Here is a 20,169-nt window from a genome sequence, read left to right on the forward strand (position 1 = left end):
GAAAAACTCCTAAAGCAGCCAACCTATATCGGTTTGTATGATGCTTGAACTACATGTTAAAGCAAAAACTGGGCTATTCTAGGAGTTTGTTGTATTTTTAAATAAATGTATATAACTAATTGATCATAACTTGATTCCGATTCACTACCTGACCCCGTGTGGCGTCAACCATAATTGTCCGTAAGGTTCCGTCTGACCGACTATAAATAAATTCCCAACTAGGCGAATAAATATTATAATCCTTAAGGGCAGTATAGCGATAATAGGCTAAACGAGCCGTAATAATTTGAGAATTATCAGGAATTGCTGTTTCAATCCGACTTTCCAGAATTTCCATGGCTGCTTTTTCTGAAAGAGCCTGAACCTGGGTATCAAGTTGCTTCAAACCAGCTTGGTAGGTTTGCGTATAGGAAATAAGTTGATAGTTTTCATCTAGCAATAAACGTAAATCAGCTGTGCCATCAATTATTACATGACCTTCCTCATCCATCATCCTTAATATTATTAAACGCTCAGAAGGTATGTACCAATATGATTTATAAAGATCACCATTAATCACTAATTCAGGCCGTCTTAGGAAATTATCCAAGAGTAATTTAAACTGTTCATCAGATAAACCAGCTGTTTCTTGATTAATTCCCAAACCTAAGTCTAATGGTTGGTCAAAACTCGACGTTAACTGCCGATTACTATCCATGGTGGCCGTTTGATTTTGTAATTGTCCGATATTTTCAGCTAAATGATTAGAATTTTGCGTTTTTAGCAGCGGAAGTTGAATGGCTTCTTCACCTAAAGTTTCAAAACCAATATTTCTAGCTTCTAACTCATCTTCGACAGCTCTTTCTACCTGTTGGGTGGATTGATCTGTATCAGCCTCCACCCGAGTAAATAACATGTGGAGTAAGTAAAAATCAAACACGATGAAAAAGACAAGTAAGAGTACATTGATTCGTTTAAAATCCATGCCTATTCTTCCTCCTCATCTTGCATATTAGTCATGCGGTCTTGCCAAGTCGTGGCAAACTCTTCACTCTTAATGGCATCTAAACTATAGGTCTTATGGTCCAAAGTCAAGAACCACTTAGGTATTAATTTTACTTTTTTGAAATCTTCCATATCACTTTGCCACTCATAAGCAATTTCAATTTTTGAAAACTGATCCATATCATAACCATAATCCAAGAGCGTATCATAGATGTCCTGCCCCGTTTCTAATTGCTGGCTTTGGGATTGGTCGATGACATGGGCATAGAAATTTACTAAAGAACTTTGATAGCGATATATTTCACCTGAGGCATCATTTCTTAAATGAACAAAAGCCGCACCATAGTCTACCGAAGTTAAGGGACTATAGATTGCCATCCCATTCAAATAACGCCGATAGGTGGCAATACTATTATTAAAATCTTCAATCCTAAAATCATGGTTCCAAAATTCATAGCGTGAAATGGGCGCAAAGGAATTAAGTACTTGATCTTTTTTAGATACCTGCTCCCCTTGTGATATTCGGTTAATCACATAATCAAGTTTTTGTTGTTGACGGTTAATTTCTAATGTATATTGATAATTTTTATAAACACTCATATTACTGTTAGAGTCTGGCACAGAATAATCAGAGCCATCGCTAAACATTTTGCTGACATAAAGAGATTCTGGCAATAATTCAAGAGTATATTCTTGAGAATCTACTTTAGGCCCATCGACCGGTAAATAATGATAGCCTTGCGCCCCTAAAAAACGGTGGACAGGAGTAAAATCTTGCTTTTCATCTCTAAATAAACTAGCCAATTCATCCGCCGATAATTCTGAATTTAATTCTGCTTGGACATAGCTTTTTTTATCTCCATCAATCAGATAAACAATTTGCTCTTCATTTTCATCTAAAGGAATTAAAACCTTGTTTATGGGGGAATCCTCATGCTTATCCCAATTCTTAATCCACTGATCATAAACAGAGAGAGGTAGGTTGGCAGCAAATTGTAACTCTAAATAATTCCCATTAAATAATTGGTTAAACTCTTCTGGACTTAAACTTTCTTCCTTATCTTGGACTTCTATCGCTTGATTATTTAAATAACCAAGTAAGGTATTTAACTTGTCGTCTTGGTTTACCTTGTAGGCTTGATCATCCAGTCGCACAATTACATTTTTGAAAGTCAAAATATCGGTCAGCTTTAACTGGGTCGCCTGATAATATTCTTCATTCGAATGTGTAGCAATATTAGCATCAACTGTATTTTTTGATTGATCTCGTCCAATTAAAGTAGAAAAGCCAGTCACATCATAAAGTAAATAGTAAGAAAATAATAAAGAGACCAGAACAAAAAAGGCTAAAAAAAGGGTGATTATATTTCTTTCTTTCATTCAAACTCCTCCCATTCCCCTTCAAGTTCATCCATACTGGTAAACGGCAACTCGAAGCTAAAGGTAGAGCCTTCATTTTCAATCGATTCAACCCAGATTCGTCCACCATGGAGCTCCACAACTTCTTTAGAGATGGCTAAGCCTAAGCCTGAACCACCTTGCTCTCGTGAGCGCGCCTTATCCACCCGATAAAAACGTTCAAATAAATGCTCAGCATCGACTTGGGATATCCCCAACCCTTGGTCAGACACAGAAAAGATGACACTATCACGATTATCTTCGAGCCCAATGGTAATTTTGCCCCCATCGGGGGAATACTTAATCGCATTGTTAATTAAATTATCAATCACTTGAGTCATTCGGTCTTGGTCAATATCAACATAGATATCCCGGGGTGTATAATGTCGAACGATTTTATAATTTTTATCCCTCTGACCCGATTCAAGCGTAAACTCCATTCGATCAACAATATGATCAACCACGCGCTTAAAGTCCACTAAATCTTTTTGTAAAATAATTTGGCCCCCATCAATTTTAGATAAGTCTAGTAAGTTAGATACCATCCGAATCATCCGGTTACTTTCCAATTGAATTACTTCTAAGAAGGGTTGGGCCAATGAGGTATCTTGCAAAGCCCCATCCAGTAAGGCTTCACTATAGCTTTTAACGGAAGTCAGGGGCGTCCGCAACTCATGCGATACATTTGATACGAAATCACGCCGCTCTTGGTTGGTTTTCTCTTGTTCAGTTACGTCCGTTAGCACACAAACTAAGCCGGTAACAAAACCAGTGTCACGGCGGATCACAGAAAATTCGGCCTTTATAATTGTCTGAATATCTTTGATGGTCTTTTCAATTTTGACTTCATGATCTTCAAACATTAAATCATGCACAGAATAATCATCTGCTAAGTCTAATAGTTCTACGATTGATTTGCCTATAGCTTGCTCTTGGTAAATATTCAATAGATACAAAGCACGATCGTTAACTAAAGCAACGCGCCCCCGCCGGTCGGTCGAAATAACCCCGTCCCGCATATGCCGTAGAACCCCATCCAAACGTTGTTTTTCAGATTCAGTCGATTCTTGGGCATCTTTTACCTTATCCGCCAGTTCATTGATTGTCAGAGCCAACTCGCCCAATTCATCTTTGCCAAAGACATGAGCAGGATAGTCATAAACCCCTTCCGCAATGCGAATCGCTTGTTGGCGAATATTTTCGATGGGTCGGGTTAAGCCTTGCGATAGGAAGAAAGCAATCGTCATCGCAATCACAATGGCTAAAAGAACTGATTGTAAAAATAATTGAATAATATCCCGGGTCTGGGTCACAATATGTTCCATACTTGCTTCAATCACAATGGCGCCCAGAACTTGGGAATCATTGCTAATAATTGGCTTAACCAATTGATAAATAGGTTGGCGGGTATTTGAATCAATTTCCCCAGCAAAACTAGACCGGGACAGAAGCACTTCCTGAACCGCTGCATTATTATATTGGGCCCCGACTTGGGTTCGTTCGATATCTTGATCTGTGGCCAGAATTGTTTGGTTCGGATTTAAAACCCAAATCTTAGTAGGATTAGAGGATGAGAAAGTATCAATGGTTTGATCGAGGCGGAGGGTTAGGTCATCCTCCGATAGGTTTTCATCAGTCAAAATAGGAATTAAATTACTCGCCAAAAAATCCCCTTGCGTATTTATCTGTGACTTAAAAGAATTCACCGATTGGTTTTCTAATTTATCAATAAAGAAGACACCGATAAATTGAAAAGAAACCATCAAAATAAATAAGAATAGCAAGGGGATTTTAAAGTATATTGATTGAAAAATGTGAAATGTACGTCGTTTCATGCTTACTCCTGATCAGGGTTCTTTAAAAAATAACCGACGCCGCGACGGGTGACAATATAGGATGGATGACTCGGTTGATCTTCAATTTTTTCCCGTAACCGTCGAATTGTCACATCCACTGTTCGAACATCCCCAAAATAGTCATAACCCCAAACTGTTTCGAGTAAATGTTCTCGTGTCATGACTTGCCCAATATGTTTAGCTAAATAATGAAGTAATTCAAACTCACGGTGGGTCAATTCAATTTCTTGACCTCGTTTGGAAGCAATATAGGCTTCTTGATGCACTACCAAATCGCCAATCACAATATCGGAAGACTCTGTTTCAGAAGTATCTGAAGTTACGAGCGCATTACGCCGTAAAGAGGCTTTGACCCGGGCTGCTAATTCTCGGTTAGAAAATGGTTTAGTCACATAATCATCCGCACCCAGTTCTAGCCCAACAACCTTATCAATCTCAGAATCCTTTGCGGTTAACATAATAATTGGTACCGCTGAATCTTTACGGATTTCCCGACAGACTTCAAGCCCTGTTTTCTTAGGTAGCATAAGGTCTAATAAGACTAAATCAGGATTTTCTTTTTCAAATTGTTCGAGTGCTTCTTCACCATCAAAAGCAGTGACTATATCGTAGCCTTCATTTTTTAAAGTATAAGTAATAATATCAGAAATTGGTTTTTCATCATCTACCACTAAAATCTTATGCATTTCGTTCACTCCTTACTAGAGTTTATCTTTTTATATACTCGGCTTCTTGTCTATTCTATCATAAAAGCGGTCAACAAGCATTATTTGCTTAAATTTCAACTTCTAGTTTTATAAGAAGGGAGCGGAACAGAAGCGTGAAAATCTCCGATTTCCTAACTTCTGTCCCGCTCTCAATTAACTAAAATACAATAACCGGTGTACCCACTTCAACAATTTCAAATACTTGACCCATGGCATCTGGCGGAGTATTGATACAACCTAAAGATCCATTATTTAAATAAGTGTCACCACCAAAGGAAGATTGCCATGACGCATCATGAATTCCTTGGCCGGTGGTATCAAATGGCATCCAATAAGCCACTGGTTGAGCGTAATCTCTTTGCGTATGAGAATTATATCCCTTTAAGACAGCATCTTTTTGCTTGTCCCAAACACTATAAGCACCTGGTATCGTATCAGTACCGACACGGCCCGTTACAATTGGAGTTTCCAAGACAATTTGACCGTCTTTATAAATAAACATGGTTTGATTAGCCATATCAATTTCGACATAAGTTGAGCCGATATCGTCACCCGTGCTACCGTAGCCAGTTCCAACAATAGCAGGTTCACGACTAACATCTTTACCTGCTTCTAAGTCAGCCGCCAATTGGGCAGCTTCCGATTCGCTATCAATTGACCACCCTAAAGTGCCCGGTAAAACGTCCACTTCACCTTGTAAGGTAGACTTGAACTTACGGGTTTTATCAAAGGTAGCATATTTGTCATTTAAAGTTTTAACATATTCTTGTAAGGTCGCTTGGTCATAAACAATTTCATTTGCATCATTAAAATTAATCGCCTTTAGAATTTCTTCTTTCGGCACTTCAACCTTGTCTCCATCAATTTCTAGAGTTATCTTGGTCGATGCCGCCTTATCAATCGCTGCCATGGTTTCTTCTATTTTTTTATCATTACCGTTAGCGTTTGGCTTAATATAGGCCTCTTTAACATCTACACTTGATTTACCTGTTTTAATATTATCGAGAATTAATTGAGATAAACTATCCACATCAAACTGGTTTCCCATTTCTGCCGGCACAACATGATAGCCATCCGCCTCTGTATATTCGATGCTAGCCTCTTTAGTAGGAGTTCGGTCTTCATTAGTAATATCTAATTTTGCCAAGGCGTCTCCTAGTTGACTCTTATCAACCTTCACTTCTTTTGTCACTTGATTATCAAATTTTGTAGTTGAAAAATAATAAGTCACCCATGCATTTGGGTTTTGTGAATTAAAGACTTGTTTAAGACCATCTTCTAAATCAAAACTAGGCTTTAAATCAGACAATTTAATCGTACCTAATTGCTTACCATTTTCATTAATTGTGACCTGACGATTATTAACTTCTTTTTTAATTTTCTCTTGGGCTTGGGCCAGGCTCAAATTTGACACATCTATTGAACCAAATTTTGTGTTCGCCTGAAATTTATCGGCATAATAACCAATACCAGCACCGTATCCTACAACTAATAGGAGCACGAGGCCGACAAGAGATAGGACTAGCTTCTTCATTGTTTACCACCTTTATCTTTATAAATTCTCTCATTCAAATCTGAATGATAACATGAAAGTGTGAATTTTATGTTAATTATGCTTAACTTTTTGCCGTTACTTATCTAATAATTCATAAATAGCTTGGGCTACACCCCCGGCTTCATTCGAAGCCACCACCTTATCTGCTAAGGCTAGAATTTGTGGATGAGATTGTCCCATAGCCACCGACAGACCTACTTCCGCTAACATCTCATAGTCATTTAATTGGTCGCCGACTGCCATAACCTCTTCTAATTGTATCCCTAAAGTCCGGCAAAGTTTCGCCAAACCCTGGGCCTTATTGATACCAGGTAAGCAAAATTCTAAGATACTTGCTTGACTCCGGATTAGGTTAACCACAGAAAAATTTATCTGCTCTGCTTGAGCTTGAACTTGATCCAAGACCGCTGACTCTCCAAGTAAAATACACTTATTCAAATCATCTTGACTGATAAAATGATCAACTGGTAAGAAACTTAAATCTGAAAAAGTGATGCGCGCTTCTGCTTCCATCATAGCAGACGGCGTCTCTTTACCAACTAGATAGAGTCCATCATAAGATATGGCCGCTAACTCTAAGCCTTGATCCAAAAAAGGAGCTACTAAAGACCAAATACTTTCTTTTTCTTGAATCTTTAGGTAGTTATCAACTAGGAGGTCTTTTTGAGGCCATTTTATTATATTCGTCCCATTATTGATGATTAAATATGCTGGTGCTTGCCCAAAAACCTGATCAGCATAGGGAATTACACCGTTTAAAGGGCGTCCCGTGCACAAGACCACTTGATACCCTTCAGACTGAGCAGTGGCCACTGCCTGTAAGTTAATGTCTGGAATATGTTTCTGGTCATCCAGTAAGGTACCGTCTAAATCGAGGGCAATTAATTTAAATTTTCCCATCTAATTTCCTTTCATTACGTATCATCATCAAGCCATCCCCTAGGGGCAAAAGACATGTTCTTAAGCTTGAATCAGGCAAAACTGTCTCAAAGAGTTCGTTTAATTTACGATGAATTTTACGGACTCGTTTAGGAATTTGACTTTCATCATCAAAGACCGTCCCACCTTGGAAGACATCATCGATTAAAAGAATGCCACCAGGCTTTAAAAGCCGTAAACACTCTGGCAAGAAGTCTACATACTTGGCTTTAGCTGAATCCATAAAAATCAAATCATAATCGCCACTTAAAGTTGGCAAGATATCCTGGGCATCTCCCTCTAGGAGGGTGATTTGATCTTGTAAATTCATTTTAACAAAATTTTCTTTCGCACGCTCAAACATTTTAGGATAACGGTCAATTGTAGTTAAGTGTCCTCCCCCATCAAGGTGCTGGGCCATCAAAGAAGCAGAAAAACCAATCGCAGTCCCGATTTCTAGAATAGTCTGGGGTTGAAGACTTGCACACAGAAAATCAATAAACTTAGCCGATTCATGGGGAATCACCGGAATCTCACGTTCGTTAGCATAGGCTTCTATTTCTCCTAAGGCACCTGCAAAAGAGCTTTGATTGTGGCGCATAAAATCAAGGACTTTATCCATAACAATGGGCCGGTGCATCATTTCATTTAACATATTTACTTCCTCCATAATAAAGGAACAGACCAGTAAGAAGTCTTTCAATTGTCTTCTTAAGGTCTGTTCAAAAGTATTCTTATTCTTCTGAATCGTCAATCAATTCTTCCAAGCTTTCTTTAAACTTAGCTTGTTCTTCCGGCGAACTTAAATCATATTCAACCTCTAGGTCATGGTTTGCATCACGGACTAACTGGATGCCCCGTATCCGACCATTTTCAATCGCAGAAGTGGTTAAAACATATTGACCCGCCCGTAAATGAATCTGTTCATCATCATCTGGCACATAACCAATATGATAAATGATAAGACCAGCAAGGGTATCAACTTCTTCAGCTTCTAATTCAAGGTCAAAATATTGATTGAATTTTTCAATGGCAATCCCACCATTAATATAGAAATAGTTATCATCCATCTTGGTAATATCTTCATTGGTATCCACATCGGATTCATCCTCAATTTCACCTACAATTTCTTCCAAGATATCTTCAAGGGTAACGATTCCTTCTACCCCACCATATTCATCAAATAAAATAGCCAAGTGGGTTTGGATGCGGCGAAATTCAATTAATAAATCATCAATAAACATGGTTGAAGGAACCACTAGAGGCTCCGTCATAATCTCTTTAATATCAATATTATCAAAGCCTTGTTTTTGAGCAGCTTTAACAATATTCTTTAAGTGAATAATCCCAATGACATTATCCTTATCATCTTGATAAACTGGAATTCGTGAATAAGGGCTATTTAAAATCGTATCTAAATTCTCATGATAGTCATCTTCAATATCAATCATTAAGGTGTCTGTCCGTGGTACCATAATTTCACGAGCCAATTTATTATCTAAGGAAAGAACCCCTTGTAACATGGTAAATTCGGTCAAGTCAATGGAGCCTTCTTTACGAGACTCTTGTAAAATAACTTTCATTTCATCTCGGGTAAATTTCTCTTCCGTTTTAGAAAATTCAATCGGAGTAATCTTTTGTAAGAGGCTGGTCGATAAAGATAAGAGCTTGACAAAGGGTTTGAAAAAAACCTTGATTAAGCCGACTGGTCCTGCCGTTGCCATAGCAATTCGTTCTGGCATTTGTAAGGCAATTTGTTTAGGAAATAACTCACCTAAAACTAAGGTTAAATAAGATAAAATTAAGGTTACAATCACAACAGCTAGGGTTTGTGCTCCTGGCACAGCCGATAGGTATGGCGCCAAACGATCTGCAAACGAAGTTGCAGCGGATGCTGAAGATAAGAAACCAGCTAAAGTTATGGCTACCTGAATCGTGGCTAAGAAATCATCAGAATTTTCTAGTAAAGCTAAGACCTTTTTTGCTTTTTTATTACCTTCATCAGCTAGTTGCATGAGCTTAGTTTGATTTACCGACACAAAAGCTAATTCTGATGCCGCAAAGACAGCGTTAATCGCTGTAAGAATAAAAACTGTTAATAATTGTGTCCACAAGGACCCCGAGGAACCCATTAATTTTCTCTCCTTTATTATAAAAAATATTTATCACTTCATACTATATTATTTTAAGCCATAAAATGCAATCTTTTCTTGATACGACCCTCCTTTCACCTTGAAATAAACTAAGAAATAAAATAATTAATTAAAATAAAATGAGAAATCCTTGTTATTTTTCTAAGGCTTTGTTACAATATGCTACTGAAATCACATAAAATTTTAAAGGAGGGATGATATGATTGAATCACTATTAATTCCTAAAGAGGACATCACAACTATTCCCGAGTCACTAAATTGTCGAGATGCACTGATGATTCTAGAGGATACTGACCAACGCTGTGCCCCAGTCGTGGATGCAAGTAATAGTTTATTTCGGGGGAATATTTATAAATATCATATCTACAAATACGCCTTTCACCATCCTCAGGAAGACTTAGGTCAAGTATCGGTCACTAACCTACTGAAAAACTCATCACGAATTGTCCATATTCAAGATTCCCTCCATACCCTCTTGTTTACCATCCGCGATCTTCCCTATATCCCCGTTCTAGACCAAAATCACCACTTTGTTGGCGTAGTTTACCACGGAGATTTTACTAGTTATCTTTCTAAAGCTTGGGAAGGTCAATCTCCCTATGTTATTCGCGTAGAACTGAGTGATATTATCCGAGACTTACACCGGATTTTAAAGATTACTCATCGCTACTTAACCTATTCTTCTTTACTAACCTTTAAAGCAACCCCTTTAAATCCACATCCCTTTGTTATGATTACCTTGGATAAAGCAACTGATCCAATTAAAATTAATACCTTAGTATCTGTATTAAACCGCAAAGGATATCTTGCCAAATCACTTAAAACCTATTAATTACCTAAAAAGGAGCTGGACAAAAAGTCCAGCTCCTTTTTGATTTTTAGTATATTTAAATTTAATCGCAGTGGTGTGCTGTATTTCTTTATTGAATGAAGTTGAACTCATATCTTTGTTCAACTATTGGAGCACTTACTGGGGCGCATGGAGGTGAAACAACTTAGCGCCCCAGTAGTTGAGCGAAAGTATGAGCTCAACTACATTTATCCAAATACTCTAGCAAGCGAAAATCATAGATTTTCTGCTTCTTGCTCGCTCCCTTTTTATATCAACTTTAAGTTAGAAAAGGATTATGTAGTTTTTCATGACCCACACTCGTTGCAGGTCCATGACCAGGATACAATTGGGTCTCGTCTGGCAAAGTAAAGATATGAGCTTCAATCCCTGCCTTTAATTGGTCAAAGCTGCAGCCCGGGAAGTCTGTCCGTCCTACACTTTCATAAAAGACTGTATCGCCACAAACAACTAAGTCTTCTTGGGCAAAATGATAAATTAAATGACCGGGACTATGACCCGGTACATGGGCTAGTTCAAAGTTAAAGCTTCCAATCGTTTGCGGGCCCATCTCCTGCCATAAATAATCTGCCGGTGCTTGAATGACTGGTGGTAGCCCCATCCCAGCCGATAAGTTTAAGTTAGGGTCACTTAACCAATCAGCTTCAAGTTCGGGGGCATAGACCGGAATTTCAAAATGATCACGTAAGGCATCCACCGCTCCAATATGGTCAAAATGACAATGAGTCAAGCAAATTGCGATTGGCTTGAGACCTGCCGCTTCAATCTGATTAATTAATTGGTCAGCCTGGTCACCAGGATCAAAGATTAAGGCTTGCCCTATTTCATCAGACAAAACATAGGTATTTTCTTGGGCTAAACCGACTACAAAACCATTCAATTTCATATACTACCTCCTAAGGAATATAAATCCGTGGAATCCGGTCACTTAAATTAGTCATAATTTCATAACCGATGGTGCTTGTTTGCTGGGCAATCCATGAAATATGATTATAGGCACCATGGTCAGGGCCAATTAAAGTAACTGGGGTTCCTTTAGGATAATAATGAGGTAAGCGAATCATTAATTGGTCCATGTTGATTCGGCCGACTACGGGACAGGCATGACCTTCCACTAGGACAGGTATCACTTGATAGGACCTTAACCAACCATCAGCATAACCAATCGGAATCGTCGCAATCCATTCTTTTTCTGAACTTTGATAGGTTGCCCCGTAAGAGATCTTGGTTCCTTGGGGTATTTCTTTGACATAGACAATCTCAGAAATTAATTCTAAGGCGGGTTGTAAAGGGTCCTCTTCATTTAGGCCTAATTGGCTAGTATCCACTTGTTCTTTAAAATGACTAGGAATCCGATCCATAGGATCGAGACCATACATAGCCACCCCATAACGGACCCAGGTCGAAGCAGGTTGACGGTCTTGCCAAAGACCCATAGCAGAGTTGGCATAATGACGAATCTTAACAGATTCTGGAATCAAAGCGGTTAAATCCAACCAACGTTGCCATTGATATTCCACATAATCTTGAGGCCCCCCGCCGATGGTTGAAAAATGGGTGAAAACTCCTTGGAAGTCAACCCAGTCATAGGCTTGTATTTTAGTAACAAAATCGCTTACTTCTGTTTCTGTTCTTAAACCTATTCGGGTCATTCCAGTATCTAAAGCCAAATGGAAGGGTAACTTTAAATTATCGAGTAAATATAGGTCATCTGTCGTCAATAATTGTTGATAAGCTTGGTCGAAGAAATCTAAATCAGACACAGTGACAGTTAAGTTATAATGGAGAATTTCAGCAATCCCTTGAGGATCTGTTAGACCTAAAACCAAAATAGGCACCTGAATAATTCCCGCTTTCCGTAAACTAATTCCTTCGTCAACCGTCGCTACCGCAAGTCCTTCGGCTCCTGCTTTTAAGGCAGTCCGCGCAACCTGTTCAGCACCTAAACCATAGGCATTTGCTTTAACCACTGCAATTAAACTTTGGCCAGGCTCTAACTTAGCTTGCTGCCATTTTATATTAGCCTCAATGGCTGACAAATTTACAATTGCTTGGGTGGGGCGGTGTTCACTATATCCTATCATTTTCAATAACACTCCTTATTTCTTAGCTTGAAGGGCTTGAAGGGCTTGGTTCAATTCCTGGTCACCCTGATTTATAATCACACTAGATACCGCATAATGGCGTTCATGGCTTATCGACAAGGCTACGCCTTGCATAATTGGAGCCTGAGCAAAGTAGGGCTGGCCTGCTTGATTATTCATGACACTTAAGCCTTTTAATTGTACCACAGCGCCTAAGCCAGTTCCCAGAGCTTTAGCATAGGCTTCTTTAGCGGCAAAACGTCCCGCTAAAAAGGCTAATTTCCGGTCACGTGTAACTAGGTCTTGATACACCTCTAACTCTTGCTCAGTCAAAATCTTTTGAGGAAAATTATCAAACTTGGCCAAAATACTTGCTATCCGGTCAATTTCAACAATATCAATGCCAATTTTCATAATTTCACCTCTTAATAATTTTACTTATCTTTCTTACGAATTTTGAAAGAATTCGTATTTATGCTGCCATCTTGGCGGATGTGACGGCTTTTATTGGCATTATTCGCATTTTCCCGTCGCTTACCAGCTGGCTTATCTGAATTTTTACCAGTTTTTTTATTCTTTGGATACTTCTTTGTAGACTTTTCTTTTTTAGCAAATTTATCTGTATTTTTTTTGCGCTGACACCCATCAAATTGTCGTCTACCTCTACTTCTGCCCTTTTCTTCTTTATGAGCCCGCGGTAGGGGTTTCTGTGGAGAGATTTGAACCTCAATTTCAGTATTATTATTAATCACTTCATTTAACAAACCCGCCACCAAGGCATTTGATTCATAGTGATTTAATAAGAGTTTAGCTGTTGCCCGGTAAGGATCAACGGTTCCATCAGCAATGGTCGCATTTAAGCGGTCAATAAGTTGTTGCACTTGGCTCGCTTCAGCCTCCTGGTCAGTTGGTGGACGCATCGGGGTCATTTGATTTTTTGTCAAACTTTCAATAGTCCGTAAATAAGGCAATTCACTTTCCATAACAAAAGTTACTGATTGGCCCTCATTACCCGCTCGACCGGTTCGACCAATTCGGTGGACATACGATTCAGGGTCTTGCGGAATATCATAATTATAAACATGGGTGACCCCCGATACATCAATTCCACGCGCGGCCACATCTGTGGCAACTAATAATTCTAAACGTCCTTGTTTGAATTCATTCATGACTTGTGTCCGTTTTTGTTGGGTGACATCCCCATGAATCAATTCAGCATCATAACCCCGTAAACTCAAACCACGGCCAATTTCATCGACGCGTTTTTTGGTGCGGGCAAAGATAATGGCCTTATCAGGCGACTCTATATCTAACATTCGGGTTAAGATATCAAATTTTTCTGAGTCTCGACATTTAACAAAATATTGGTCAATTAAGTCTGCCGTTAAATGCTTAGCTTCAATTTTCACTTCAGCTGGTTGGGTTAGAAATTGTTGAGCCAAATTTTGAACTGACTTAGGCATGGTGGCAGAAAACATTAAGGTTTGTCGACTGGATGGGGTTTGTTCCACAATGGCTTTAATATCTTCAATAAAACCCATATTTAACATTTCATCGGCTTCATCCATAATTAAAGTTTTTAGATAGGACGTATCAATAATTTGACGACGCATCAAGTCTAAAAGGCGACCAGGTGTACCCACAATAACTTGGGGTTTTAACTTTTGAATCCGGTCAATTTGTTTACCAATTGAATAACCACCATAAACTGCATAAACTTTTGTTTTTAAGCCTTTACTAAGACTATAAAGTTCATCATGCACTTGGATGGCTAGCTCCCGGGTTGGAGCAATAATTAAAGCTTGTAGAGCACGGTGGTCGGTATCTAGGCCTTGTAACATCGGTAAGCCAAAGGCGGCTGTCTTTCCTGTCCCGGTTTGGGCTTGACCCACTAAATCACGCCCTTGGAGGACAAAAGGGATAGCTTGTTGTTGAATCGGAGTCGGTTCTTCAAAGCCTAATTCGTCGAGTGTCTCGATCAATTCTGTTTTTAAGTTTAAATCTGAAAATTTCAATATAAATTCCTTTCATATAAAAAACCGTCTTCCATTTCGTAAAGCATCTATCAAATGGTTAACGGTCACAGTATCATTGTTTTATTTAATTGTACGGTATGGATTATAAATATCTTCACCAATTAGTTTTCCAACCACATATAGCATATCAGTTCCTAAACTAGATTTCACTAATAAGTGGTCTTGGACTTGAAGGTCAGCTTGAATAGTCGCCACCAAAGCCTTGTGGTCATTTTCGGTATAGTATAAAGCTTGTTTAGGGAATTTGGCTTGGAGCGCTTGATATAAATGTTGCATTTGGGGACCTAATAAATAGACTTTCGCAATTTTTTTAGGGTCAATCTCTTGACTTAAGGCCGCATGGTAATTGGCAGACTCAGGACCAAGTTCTTTGACATCACCTAAGGCAACTAGACGTCGACCTTCAGCTTGTGTTTCTACTTGGGAGAAGGATTTTAAGACCGCTTTAATTGAGGTTGGACTGGCATTATAAGCATCATTTAAGATGCTGGCCCCATTGCTGGCTGTTAACCATTCTAGCCGGTTTTTAGTCAATTTGAATTGGGACAGTTGGAAAATTGCCTGTTCGATTGGTACTTTTAATTCTTGCGCTACGGTTAAGGCAATCATGGCATTACCAACATTATACGCCCCCATCACGGGAATTGAGCACAAGACTTGGTCATCTATGTTGGTATGGAAATAAGTCTTATTCTTATCTTCTTTAAGGTCATAAGCATAAAAATCGGCTGTGTTATCAAGACCAAATGAGCGAGCACGGTCACCGAGGGCTTGCCCCGCCTCTTGTAAGAGCGGCTCATTAGCAGGATATATAAATAGACCATCTTCTTTTAGCCCTTTTAAAATTTCCAACTTAGCCTTAGCAATATTGGCGCGAGACCCCAGAAATTCTAAATGACTCTCACCAATCAAGGTAATGACGGCGATATCGGGTTGGGCTATCTTAGATAAGACCTCAATCTCACCAAAATCACTCATGCCCATTTCACACACCACCACTTGGGTATCAGCTGGCATTTGTAATAAAGTATAAGGCAAACCAATTTCGTTATTATAATTTCCTTCCGTCTTATGAACTTTATATTTAGCTTTTAGGACGTTGGCTGTCATATCTTTAGTTGTAGTTTTACCATTTGAACCGGTAATACCGATAACTTTAGGATTTAAACTATTCCGATAATAATTAGCTAAGGCTTGCATGGCGACTAGCGTATCATCTACTAGGACAATGGCAATTTGGTCGGCAGGGGCGGCTTGTGCTTCCTTGGACCATAAGGTTGCAACGGCGCCATTTTTAATGGCTTGTTGAATATAATCATGGCCATCGGTTGCGCCTCCACTTAAAGGTACAAAGAGGTCTCCTGGTTTGACCTTTCTTGAATCAAATTCGACACCTGTGACTGAAATAAAACGATCTAGGGCCGTATAGTCGATTGCGTGGACTGCTTTGACCACATCCATCAATTTAATTGCTTTCATGCTCCACTCCTAATTAAAACTTTATTGACTGACCTTAATAGATTTTACGAATGCTTGCCTTGGCTTGATGGCGACGAATCGCTAATTGGATTAATTCATCAATTAAGTCACGGTAATTTAAGCCCGTTGCTTGCCATAAACTTGGATACATTGAAAATTGAGTAAAGCCAGGCATAGTATTTACTTCATTAATATAAATATCATAGTTAGCTGTTACAAAGAAGTCAGCCCGGGTTAAGCCCGTTCCATCAACTGCCCGATAGGCTTTTAAAGCATAGTCTTTAATCTTGTCAGAAACGGCTTCAGGTAGGTTAGCTGGAATCTCCATCTCAACTGTATTATTGATGTATTTTTCATCATAGTCATAAAAGTCACTACTTTTAACCAAACGACCCACGACGGAGGCATGAATATCATCATTACCTAAGACTGCAACCTCACACTCATTAGCAGAGATACCTTGTTCTACTACAATTCGACGGTCAAATTCTAAAGCAACATCCACCGCTTTAATCAGTTCTTGACTATTTTCAACCCGTGAAACCCCCACACTTGATCCCATATTAGCAGGTTTGACAAAGAAAGGATAGAGAAGGTTGCCCTCACATTTTTGAATCCAACGGCTTTGATCTTGGAGCCAGTCTCTTTTGTCGAAATAAACATAAGGGACTTGAGGTAAACCAGCTTGGTCAAAGAGTTGTTTAGAAATGATTTTATCCATTCCAGTAGCGGAAGCGGTCACCCCTGCACCTACGTATGGTAAGTTCAATACTTCTAGGAAGCCTTGAATCGTTCCATCTTCGCCATTAGGGCCATGAAGTACTGGGAAGACAACTGCATCATCCTCAGCAATCTGACCTGGTTGAATCCAGACGCCTGTAGAAGTCAAGCCTTTACCATCTCCCCAAGAAGCGGCATGGGCTTGTTTCAATTGAAGAAGAGTATCAGATGCTAGCTTTTCTGTGACTAGCGGTGCTTTTAACCACTTACCTTCCTTATTTATATAATAAGGTTGAACACTATAGTCTGCTTCAAGTAAGGCATTAATAACATTGGTCGCTGATAAAATTGAAATATCATGTTCTGGGCTTAATCCGCCATATAATACAATAATCTTCATTTGTTTCCTCCCGTTAATCCCGGTCTAGAGTCAATTCAAGACTCCATTTTTCCGCATTACTATCATAAATAATAAAACCAATATGATTTTTAGGTGCTTGATCTAAAGTTAATAAGGTTAACTCATCTTCAACAATATCCAGAGGGACAAAATGACGACTTCCTTTGACATATGCCTGTTGAAAATTGACTTTTAACCCGTTGACAAAAATAGGTGCTACTTGCTCGGCAATTTCGAGTGGTAAAGCCTGAACCTTAGCTTTTCTCATAAAGAAGAGGGATCGACTTTCATTTAGTAATTCACTCATATGCACCACCATTGCTCTTTGAAAGCGCGGGTAGAAATGCTGTACATGCCGGTAATAAACTTTATTTAACCCATTTGGCAAGGTTAAATAAACATAATTATTTTGCAATTTATAGAAAAATGCTGATTTCAAAGCTTTGTTAGCATGGAAGAGATAAAGGATTTCAGCAATTTCTTGAGCTGTCAAGCCATGCATATCCTCCAAGGTTTCAAAATCAATCCAATTAGAAATCCTCATTTTTTCTTTGTGAGCTGATTCAAAATAAACTTGAATCTCACTGGCACCACGAATCAGTTTAAAGTTGGTCTGAGGATCAAACCGGCCAAAATCTAAAGTTGATTCAGCCAAAATAATATTCTGAGGAAAATAATGTTTAGGGAAATCCTGAATTTCAAAGTTAATGGCTCGAGTCATGACATGATTAGTTACTGCATCATAATGAATATATAGATTAGTCCGTCCCATTATTTACCCCCTCTCTAAATTGCTTTGGCATAAACACTATTGTACTATTCTTTCTCAAAAAATAATAGACTTGTAGCCTATTTAAATCGCTCCCTACAAAGTAAAGCTCAAAAAAGCCATAGGCACTTCTTGAGCATCTTAACAACTCGTCCCTTCTTTAGGAAATCCCTAAAAGATAAGATGATAAGCTGGAAAAATCGACTCAAACTAGCCTATGACTCGAATCAAAATCTATAGATTAATCGAAATTAACCGTTGGTACTGCCCGTGCTTCTTCAGGAGCCTGTAACATTTCTTTTTTAGTAAAATGATGAACTCCCGCCACAATATTATTAGGTACTGACTGGATTGTTGTATTATATTGAGCGACACTTGAATTAAATAATTGACGGGCTACTGCAATTTGCTTTTCAATTTCTTCCAAGCTTGCTTGTAATTGGGTAAAGTTAGTGTTGGCTTTCAAATCAGGATACTGCTCCGCTACCACTAATAAACGAGATAGCGCTCCAGATAATTCATTGGAATGGGCGTTGATTTCTGCAGCAGAGGCATCACTTGGGAGATTTACCAATTGTTGACGCGCCTTCACAACAGCTTCTAAGGTTTCTGATTCATGCTTAGCATAACCCTTCACTGTATTTACCAAATTAGGAATTAAATCGTTCCGTTTTTGTAATTGAACGTCGATTTGAGCAAAGGCTTCTTCAACCCAATTTCTTAGTTTAACTAGCCGATTATAAATCCCAGCCCAAGCTAAAGCAATTAGTAGCAATACTGCTATAATTATAACAACGATGATTAATCCATTCATTTCTATGTCCTCCTAAACTTTACTTACTTTTCTTATGTCTATTATAACCTATCCCTAATTTCTTGTCGAAAAATAGCTATTTTCTATCATTAAGCCCTTCTCATTAATACCTCATAAATGATATGCTATACTACTTTATAAATAGAAAAGAGGGATTTCTATGGCTACACTCACCTACCAAGACTTATTTCAATTAAATAGTTTAATTCAAGTTTAATATCATCCAGACCATGACATTTTTTTATTTAGAAACCTGTCCCAATCAAGAAGAGAATAATTATCAATGATATGGTCTTATCATACTTACTCCCCGCGGGGGCGCGGGTTACGGCCAAGATTTTGTCGCCGCTATTTTGGGCGACTATGGCTATAAGGATTATGAAGACCTTATGTTGGGGTTAGATGATGTGTTAGCACAGCATCCTGAAATTGATCCTAAGGCCCTCTATGTTGTAGGTGGCTCTTATGGCGGCTTTATGACCAACTAGATTATCGGTCATACAGACCGGCAGGCTGCCGTTTTACAACGGTCCATCAGTAATTGAATTTCTTTCTATGGCAGCTCAGATATTGGACCACATTTTGTGGAGTTTCAATTACAAAACAACCTCAGTCAAATAAAAAATCTTTGGCGAATGTCTCCCCTAGCTTATGCTAAAGCCGCTAAAACACCCACTCGTTTCCTTCATAGCCTCGATGACCTCCGCTGCCCCCATGAACAAGAGGAGCAGATGTATCGGGCACTTAAACGAAGCGGTGTTGACTCAGACCTAATCCTTTATCCCAAGTCAAGTCATGGCCTTTCAAGACAAGGCCTGCCCAATTTATGTTTAGCCCGTTTAAACCATGTACTGGATTGGTTTTAAACCCATTAATTTTAATAGGAGGAATGACATGAACATCACGGTCTTTTGTGGTTCTTTAACCAGTAATCAAATTCAATTTCAGGAAGCGAGTCAAGCACTTGGGCAATGGTTAGCTGAGCAAGACCACCAACTAATATACGGTGGTTCTTCGACTGGACTGATGGGACTGCTAGCAGATGCCGTCTTAGCCAACCAAGGTCAAGTTACCGGAATTGTGCCCCAAGTATTAAATAATTCTGAACTTAACCATACCCACTTAAATAAATTAATTGAAGTTGACACTATGAGTCAACGCAAAGAAGCTCTTATCCAAGCAGGCCAAGCTTTTATTGCCCTACCAGGCGGACCAGGCACCCTAGAAGAAGTCGCTGATGTCCTCGCTTGGCTGCGGATGGAGAGCGGCAATGCCCCTTGTATTATTTATAACATCAATGGTTATTACGACGACTTAGCCAATTTATTAAAAAAGATGGTCGATGTTGCTTTTATTGATAACACAAGCTTCCAACATGTTTATTTCTGTCAGAGTCTGACCGAAATAGCAAACATACTTGCCAAATATTCAAACTAAAATACGATT

At 38.9% G+C, this 20,169-nt stretch carries 18 protein-coding genes and 1 pseudogene; 3 read left to right on the forward strand and 16 right to left on the reverse strand.

The annotated features are described in order from the left end of the window. Positions 1–115: 115 nt before the first annotated feature. From yycI to HMPREF9257_RS07410, 8 genes are all read right to left on the reverse strand, one after another. Complete coding sequence (gene yycI / locus HMPREF9257_RS07375) at positions 116–964, reverse strand: two-component system regulatory protein YycI (RefSeq protein ID WP_006418865.1); 849 nt, start codon at positions 962–964, stop codon at positions 116–118. Positions 965–966: 2 nt separating this feature from the next. Continuing rightward, positions 967–2,364: a hypothetical protein gene (locus tag HMPREF9257_RS07380; protein ID WP_006418727.1), complete on the reverse strand. Its 1,398-nt coding sequence runs from the start codon at positions 2,362–2,364 to the stop codon at positions 967–969. Then, positions 2,361–4,217, reverse strand: coding sequence for a cell wall metabolism sensor histidine kinase WalK (gene walK, locus HMPREF9257_RS07385; RefSeq protein WP_006418733.1), 1,857 nt, complete (start codon positions 4,215–4,217; stop codon positions 2,361–2,363). The genes HMPREF9257_RS07380 and walK overlap by 4 nt, the downstream gene beginning before the upstream one ends. 2 nt (positions 4,218–4,219) lie before the next feature. Continuing rightward, entirely contained in the window at positions 4,220–4,924 is a 705-nt protein-coding gene (yycF, locus tag HMPREF9257_RS07390; RefSeq protein ID WP_006418916.1) for a response regulator YycF, read from the reverse strand. A 178-nt stretch (positions 4,925–5,102) separates the two neighbouring features. Continuing rightward, positions 5,103–6,479, reverse strand: a complete 1,377-nt coding sequence (locus HMPREF9257_RS07395; protein ID WP_006418951.1) for a L,D-transpeptidase family protein — start codon at positions 6,477–6,479, stop codon at positions 5,103–5,105. A 96-nt stretch (positions 6,480–6,575) separates the two neighbouring features. Continuing rightward, positions 6,576–7,400 (reverse strand): Cof-type HAD-IIB family hydrolase, encoded by an 825-nt coding sequence (locus HMPREF9257_RS07400; RefSeq protein WP_006418901.1) that lies wholly within the window; start codon positions 7,398–7,400, stop codon positions 6,576–6,578. Beyond that, complete coding sequence (locus tag HMPREF9257_RS07405; RefSeq protein WP_006418898.1) at positions 7,387–8,073, reverse strand: O-methyltransferase; 687 nt, start codon at positions 8,071–8,073, stop codon at positions 7,387–7,389. Before HMPREF9257_RS07405 ends, HMPREF9257_RS07400 begins: the two co-directional genes overlap by 14 nt. A 79-nt stretch (positions 8,074–8,152) precedes the next feature. Beyond that, positions 8,153–9,550, reverse strand: a complete 1,398-nt coding sequence (locus HMPREF9257_RS07410; protein WP_006418862.1) for a hemolysin family protein — start codon at positions 9,548–9,550, stop codon at positions 8,153–8,155. Positions 9,551–9,770: 220 nt separating this feature from the next. Between HMPREF9257_RS07410 and cbpA the strand changes: the two genes are divergently transcribed. Then, positions 9,771–10,403 (forward strand): cyclic di-AMP binding protein CbpA, encoded by a 633-nt coding sequence (gene cbpA / locus HMPREF9257_RS07415; protein ID WP_006418810.1) that lies wholly within the window; start codon positions 9,771–9,773, stop codon positions 10,401–10,403. Positions 10,404–10,680: 277 nt separating this feature from the next. On the opposite strand, the gene HMPREF9257_RS07420 is transcribed toward cbpA, so the two are convergent. The 8 genes from HMPREF9257_RS07420 to HMPREF9257_RS07455 form a co-directional block, all read right to left on the reverse strand. Continuing rightward, entirely contained in the window at positions 10,681–11,307 is a 627-nt protein-coding gene (locus HMPREF9257_RS07420) for an MBL fold metallo-hydrolase (RefSeq protein WP_006418731.1), read from the reverse strand. A 10-nt stretch (positions 11,308–11,317) separates the two neighbouring features. After that, positions 11,318–12,505: an alanine racemase gene (gene alr, locus HMPREF9257_RS07425; RefSeq protein ID WP_006418948.1), complete on the reverse strand. Its 1,188-nt coding sequence runs from the start codon at positions 12,503–12,505 to the stop codon at positions 11,318–11,320. Positions 12,506–12,520: 15 nt separating this feature from the next. Further along, complete coding sequence (acpS, locus tag HMPREF9257_RS07430) at positions 12,521–12,919, reverse strand: holo-ACP synthase (protein ID WP_006418893.1); 399 nt, start codon at positions 12,917–12,919, stop codon at positions 12,521–12,523. A gap of 20 nt (positions 12,920–12,939) precedes the next feature. Continuing rightward, positions 12,940–14,520 carry a degradosome RNA helicase CshA gene (cshA, locus tag HMPREF9257_RS07435; protein ID WP_006418896.1) on the reverse strand — a complete coding sequence of 527 codons (1,581 nt, stop codon included), beginning with the start codon at positions 14,518–14,520 and terminating at the stop codon, positions 12,940–12,942. Between the two features lie 81 nt (positions 14,521–14,601). Beyond that, positions 14,602–16,020, reverse strand: coding sequence for a UDP-N-acetylmuramoyl-tripeptide--D-alanyl-D-alanine ligase (locus HMPREF9257_RS07440; protein ID WP_006418944.1), 1,419 nt, complete (start codon positions 16,018–16,020; stop codon positions 14,602–14,604). Between the two features lie 34 nt (positions 16,021–16,054). Further along, a complete protein-coding gene (locus HMPREF9257_RS07445) occupies positions 16,055–17,140 on the reverse strand; it encodes a D-alanine--D-alanine ligase (protein ID WP_006418719.1) in 1,086 nt (361 codons plus the stop codon). 13 nt (positions 17,141–17,153) lie between these two features. Then, positions 17,154–17,912, reverse strand: coding sequence for a hypothetical protein (locus HMPREF9257_RS07450; protein ID WP_006418812.1), 759 nt, complete (start codon positions 17,910–17,912; stop codon positions 17,154–17,156). Positions 17,913–18,150: 238 nt separating this feature from the next. Next, positions 18,151–18,723 carry a LemA family protein gene (locus HMPREF9257_RS07455; RefSeq protein ID WP_006418975.1) on the reverse strand — a complete coding sequence of 191 codons (573 nt, stop codon included), beginning with the start codon at positions 18,721–18,723 and terminating at the stop codon, positions 18,151–18,153. Between the two features lie 287 nt (positions 18,724–19,010). Here HMPREF9257_RS07455 and HMPREF9257_RS09025 point away from each other — a divergent pair. Further along, positions 19,011–19,589 (forward strand): annotated as a pseudogene (locus HMPREF9257_RS09025) (alpha/beta hydrolase family protein); the annotation flags it as partial. Between the two features lie 28 nt (positions 19,590–19,617). Further along, positions 19,618–20,160 (forward strand): LOG family protein, encoded by a 543-nt coding sequence (locus HMPREF9257_RS07460; RefSeq protein WP_006418815.1) that lies wholly within the window; start codon positions 19,618–19,620, stop codon positions 20,158–20,160. Positions 20,161–20,169 lie beyond the last annotated feature (9 nt).

The sequence above is a fragment of the Eremococcus coleocola ACS-139-V-Col8 genome, from assembly GCF_000183205.1.
GTDB classification, from domain to species: Bacteria; Bacillota; Bacilli; order Lactobacillales; family Aerococcaceae; genus Eremococcus; species Eremococcus coleocola.

Bases quoted from the DNA above. Each gene is read 5' to 3' on its own strand.
- yycI (WP_006418865.1), bottom strand. From the start codon at position 964: ATGGATTTTAAACGAATCAATGTACTCTTACTTGTCTTTTTCATCGTG.
- HMPREF9257_RS07380 (WP_006418727.1), bottom strand. From the start codon at position 2,364: ATGAAAGAAAGAAATATAATCACCCTTTTTTTAGCCTTTTTTGTTCTG.
- walK (WP_006418733.1), bottom strand. From the start codon at position 4,217: ATGAAACGACGTACATTTCACATTTTTCAATCAATATACTTTAAAATC.
- yycF (WP_006418916.1), bottom strand. From the start codon at position 4,924: ATGCATAAGATTTTAGTGGTAGATGATGAAAAACCAATTTCTGATATT.
- HMPREF9257_RS07395 (WP_006418951.1), bottom strand. From the start codon at position 6,479: ATGAAGAAGCTAGTCCTATCTCTTGTCGGCCTCGTGCTCCTATTAGTT.
- HMPREF9257_RS07400 (WP_006418901.1), bottom strand. From the start codon at position 7,400: ATGGGAAAATTTAAATTAATTGCCCTCGATTTAGACGGTACCTTACTG.
- HMPREF9257_RS07405 (WP_006418898.1), bottom strand. From the start codon at position 8,073: ATGTTAAATGAAATGATGCACCGGCCCATTGTTATGGATAAAGTCCTT.
- HMPREF9257_RS07410 (WP_006418862.1), bottom strand. From the start codon at position 9,550: ATGGGTTCCTCGGGGTCCTTGTGGACACAATTATTAACAGTTTTTATT.
- cbpA (WP_006418810.1), top strand. From the start codon at position 9,771: ATGATTGAATCACTATTAATTCCTAAAGAGGACATCACAACTATTCCC.
- HMPREF9257_RS07420 (WP_006418731.1), bottom strand. From the start codon at position 11,307: ATGAAATTGAATGGTTTTGTAGTCGGTTTAGCCCAAGAAAATACCTAT.
- alr (WP_006418948.1), bottom strand. From the start codon at position 12,505: ATGATAGGATATAGTGAACACCGCCCCACCCAAGCAATTGTAAATTTG.
- acpS (WP_006418893.1), bottom strand. From the start codon at position 12,919: ATGAAAATTGGCATTGATATTGTTGAAATTGACCGGATAGCAAGTATT.
- HMPREF9257_RS07440 (WP_006418944.1), bottom strand. From the start codon at position 16,020: ATGAAAGCAATTAAATTGATGGATGTGGTCAAAGCAGTCCACGCAATC.
- HMPREF9257_RS07445 (WP_006418719.1), bottom strand. From the start codon at position 17,140: ATGAAGATTATTGTATTATATGGCGGATTAAGCCCAGAACATGATATT.
- HMPREF9257_RS07450 (WP_006418812.1), bottom strand. From the start codon at position 17,912: ATGGGACGGACTAATCTATATATTCATTATGATGCAGTAACTAATCAT.
- HMPREF9257_RS07455 (WP_006418975.1), bottom strand. From the start codon at position 18,723: ATGAATGGATTAATCATCGTTGTTATAATTATAGCAGTATTGCTACTA.
- HMPREF9257_RS07460 (WP_006418815.1), top strand. From the start codon at position 19,618: ATGAACATCACGGTCTTTTGTGGTTCTTTAACCAGTAATCAAATTCAA.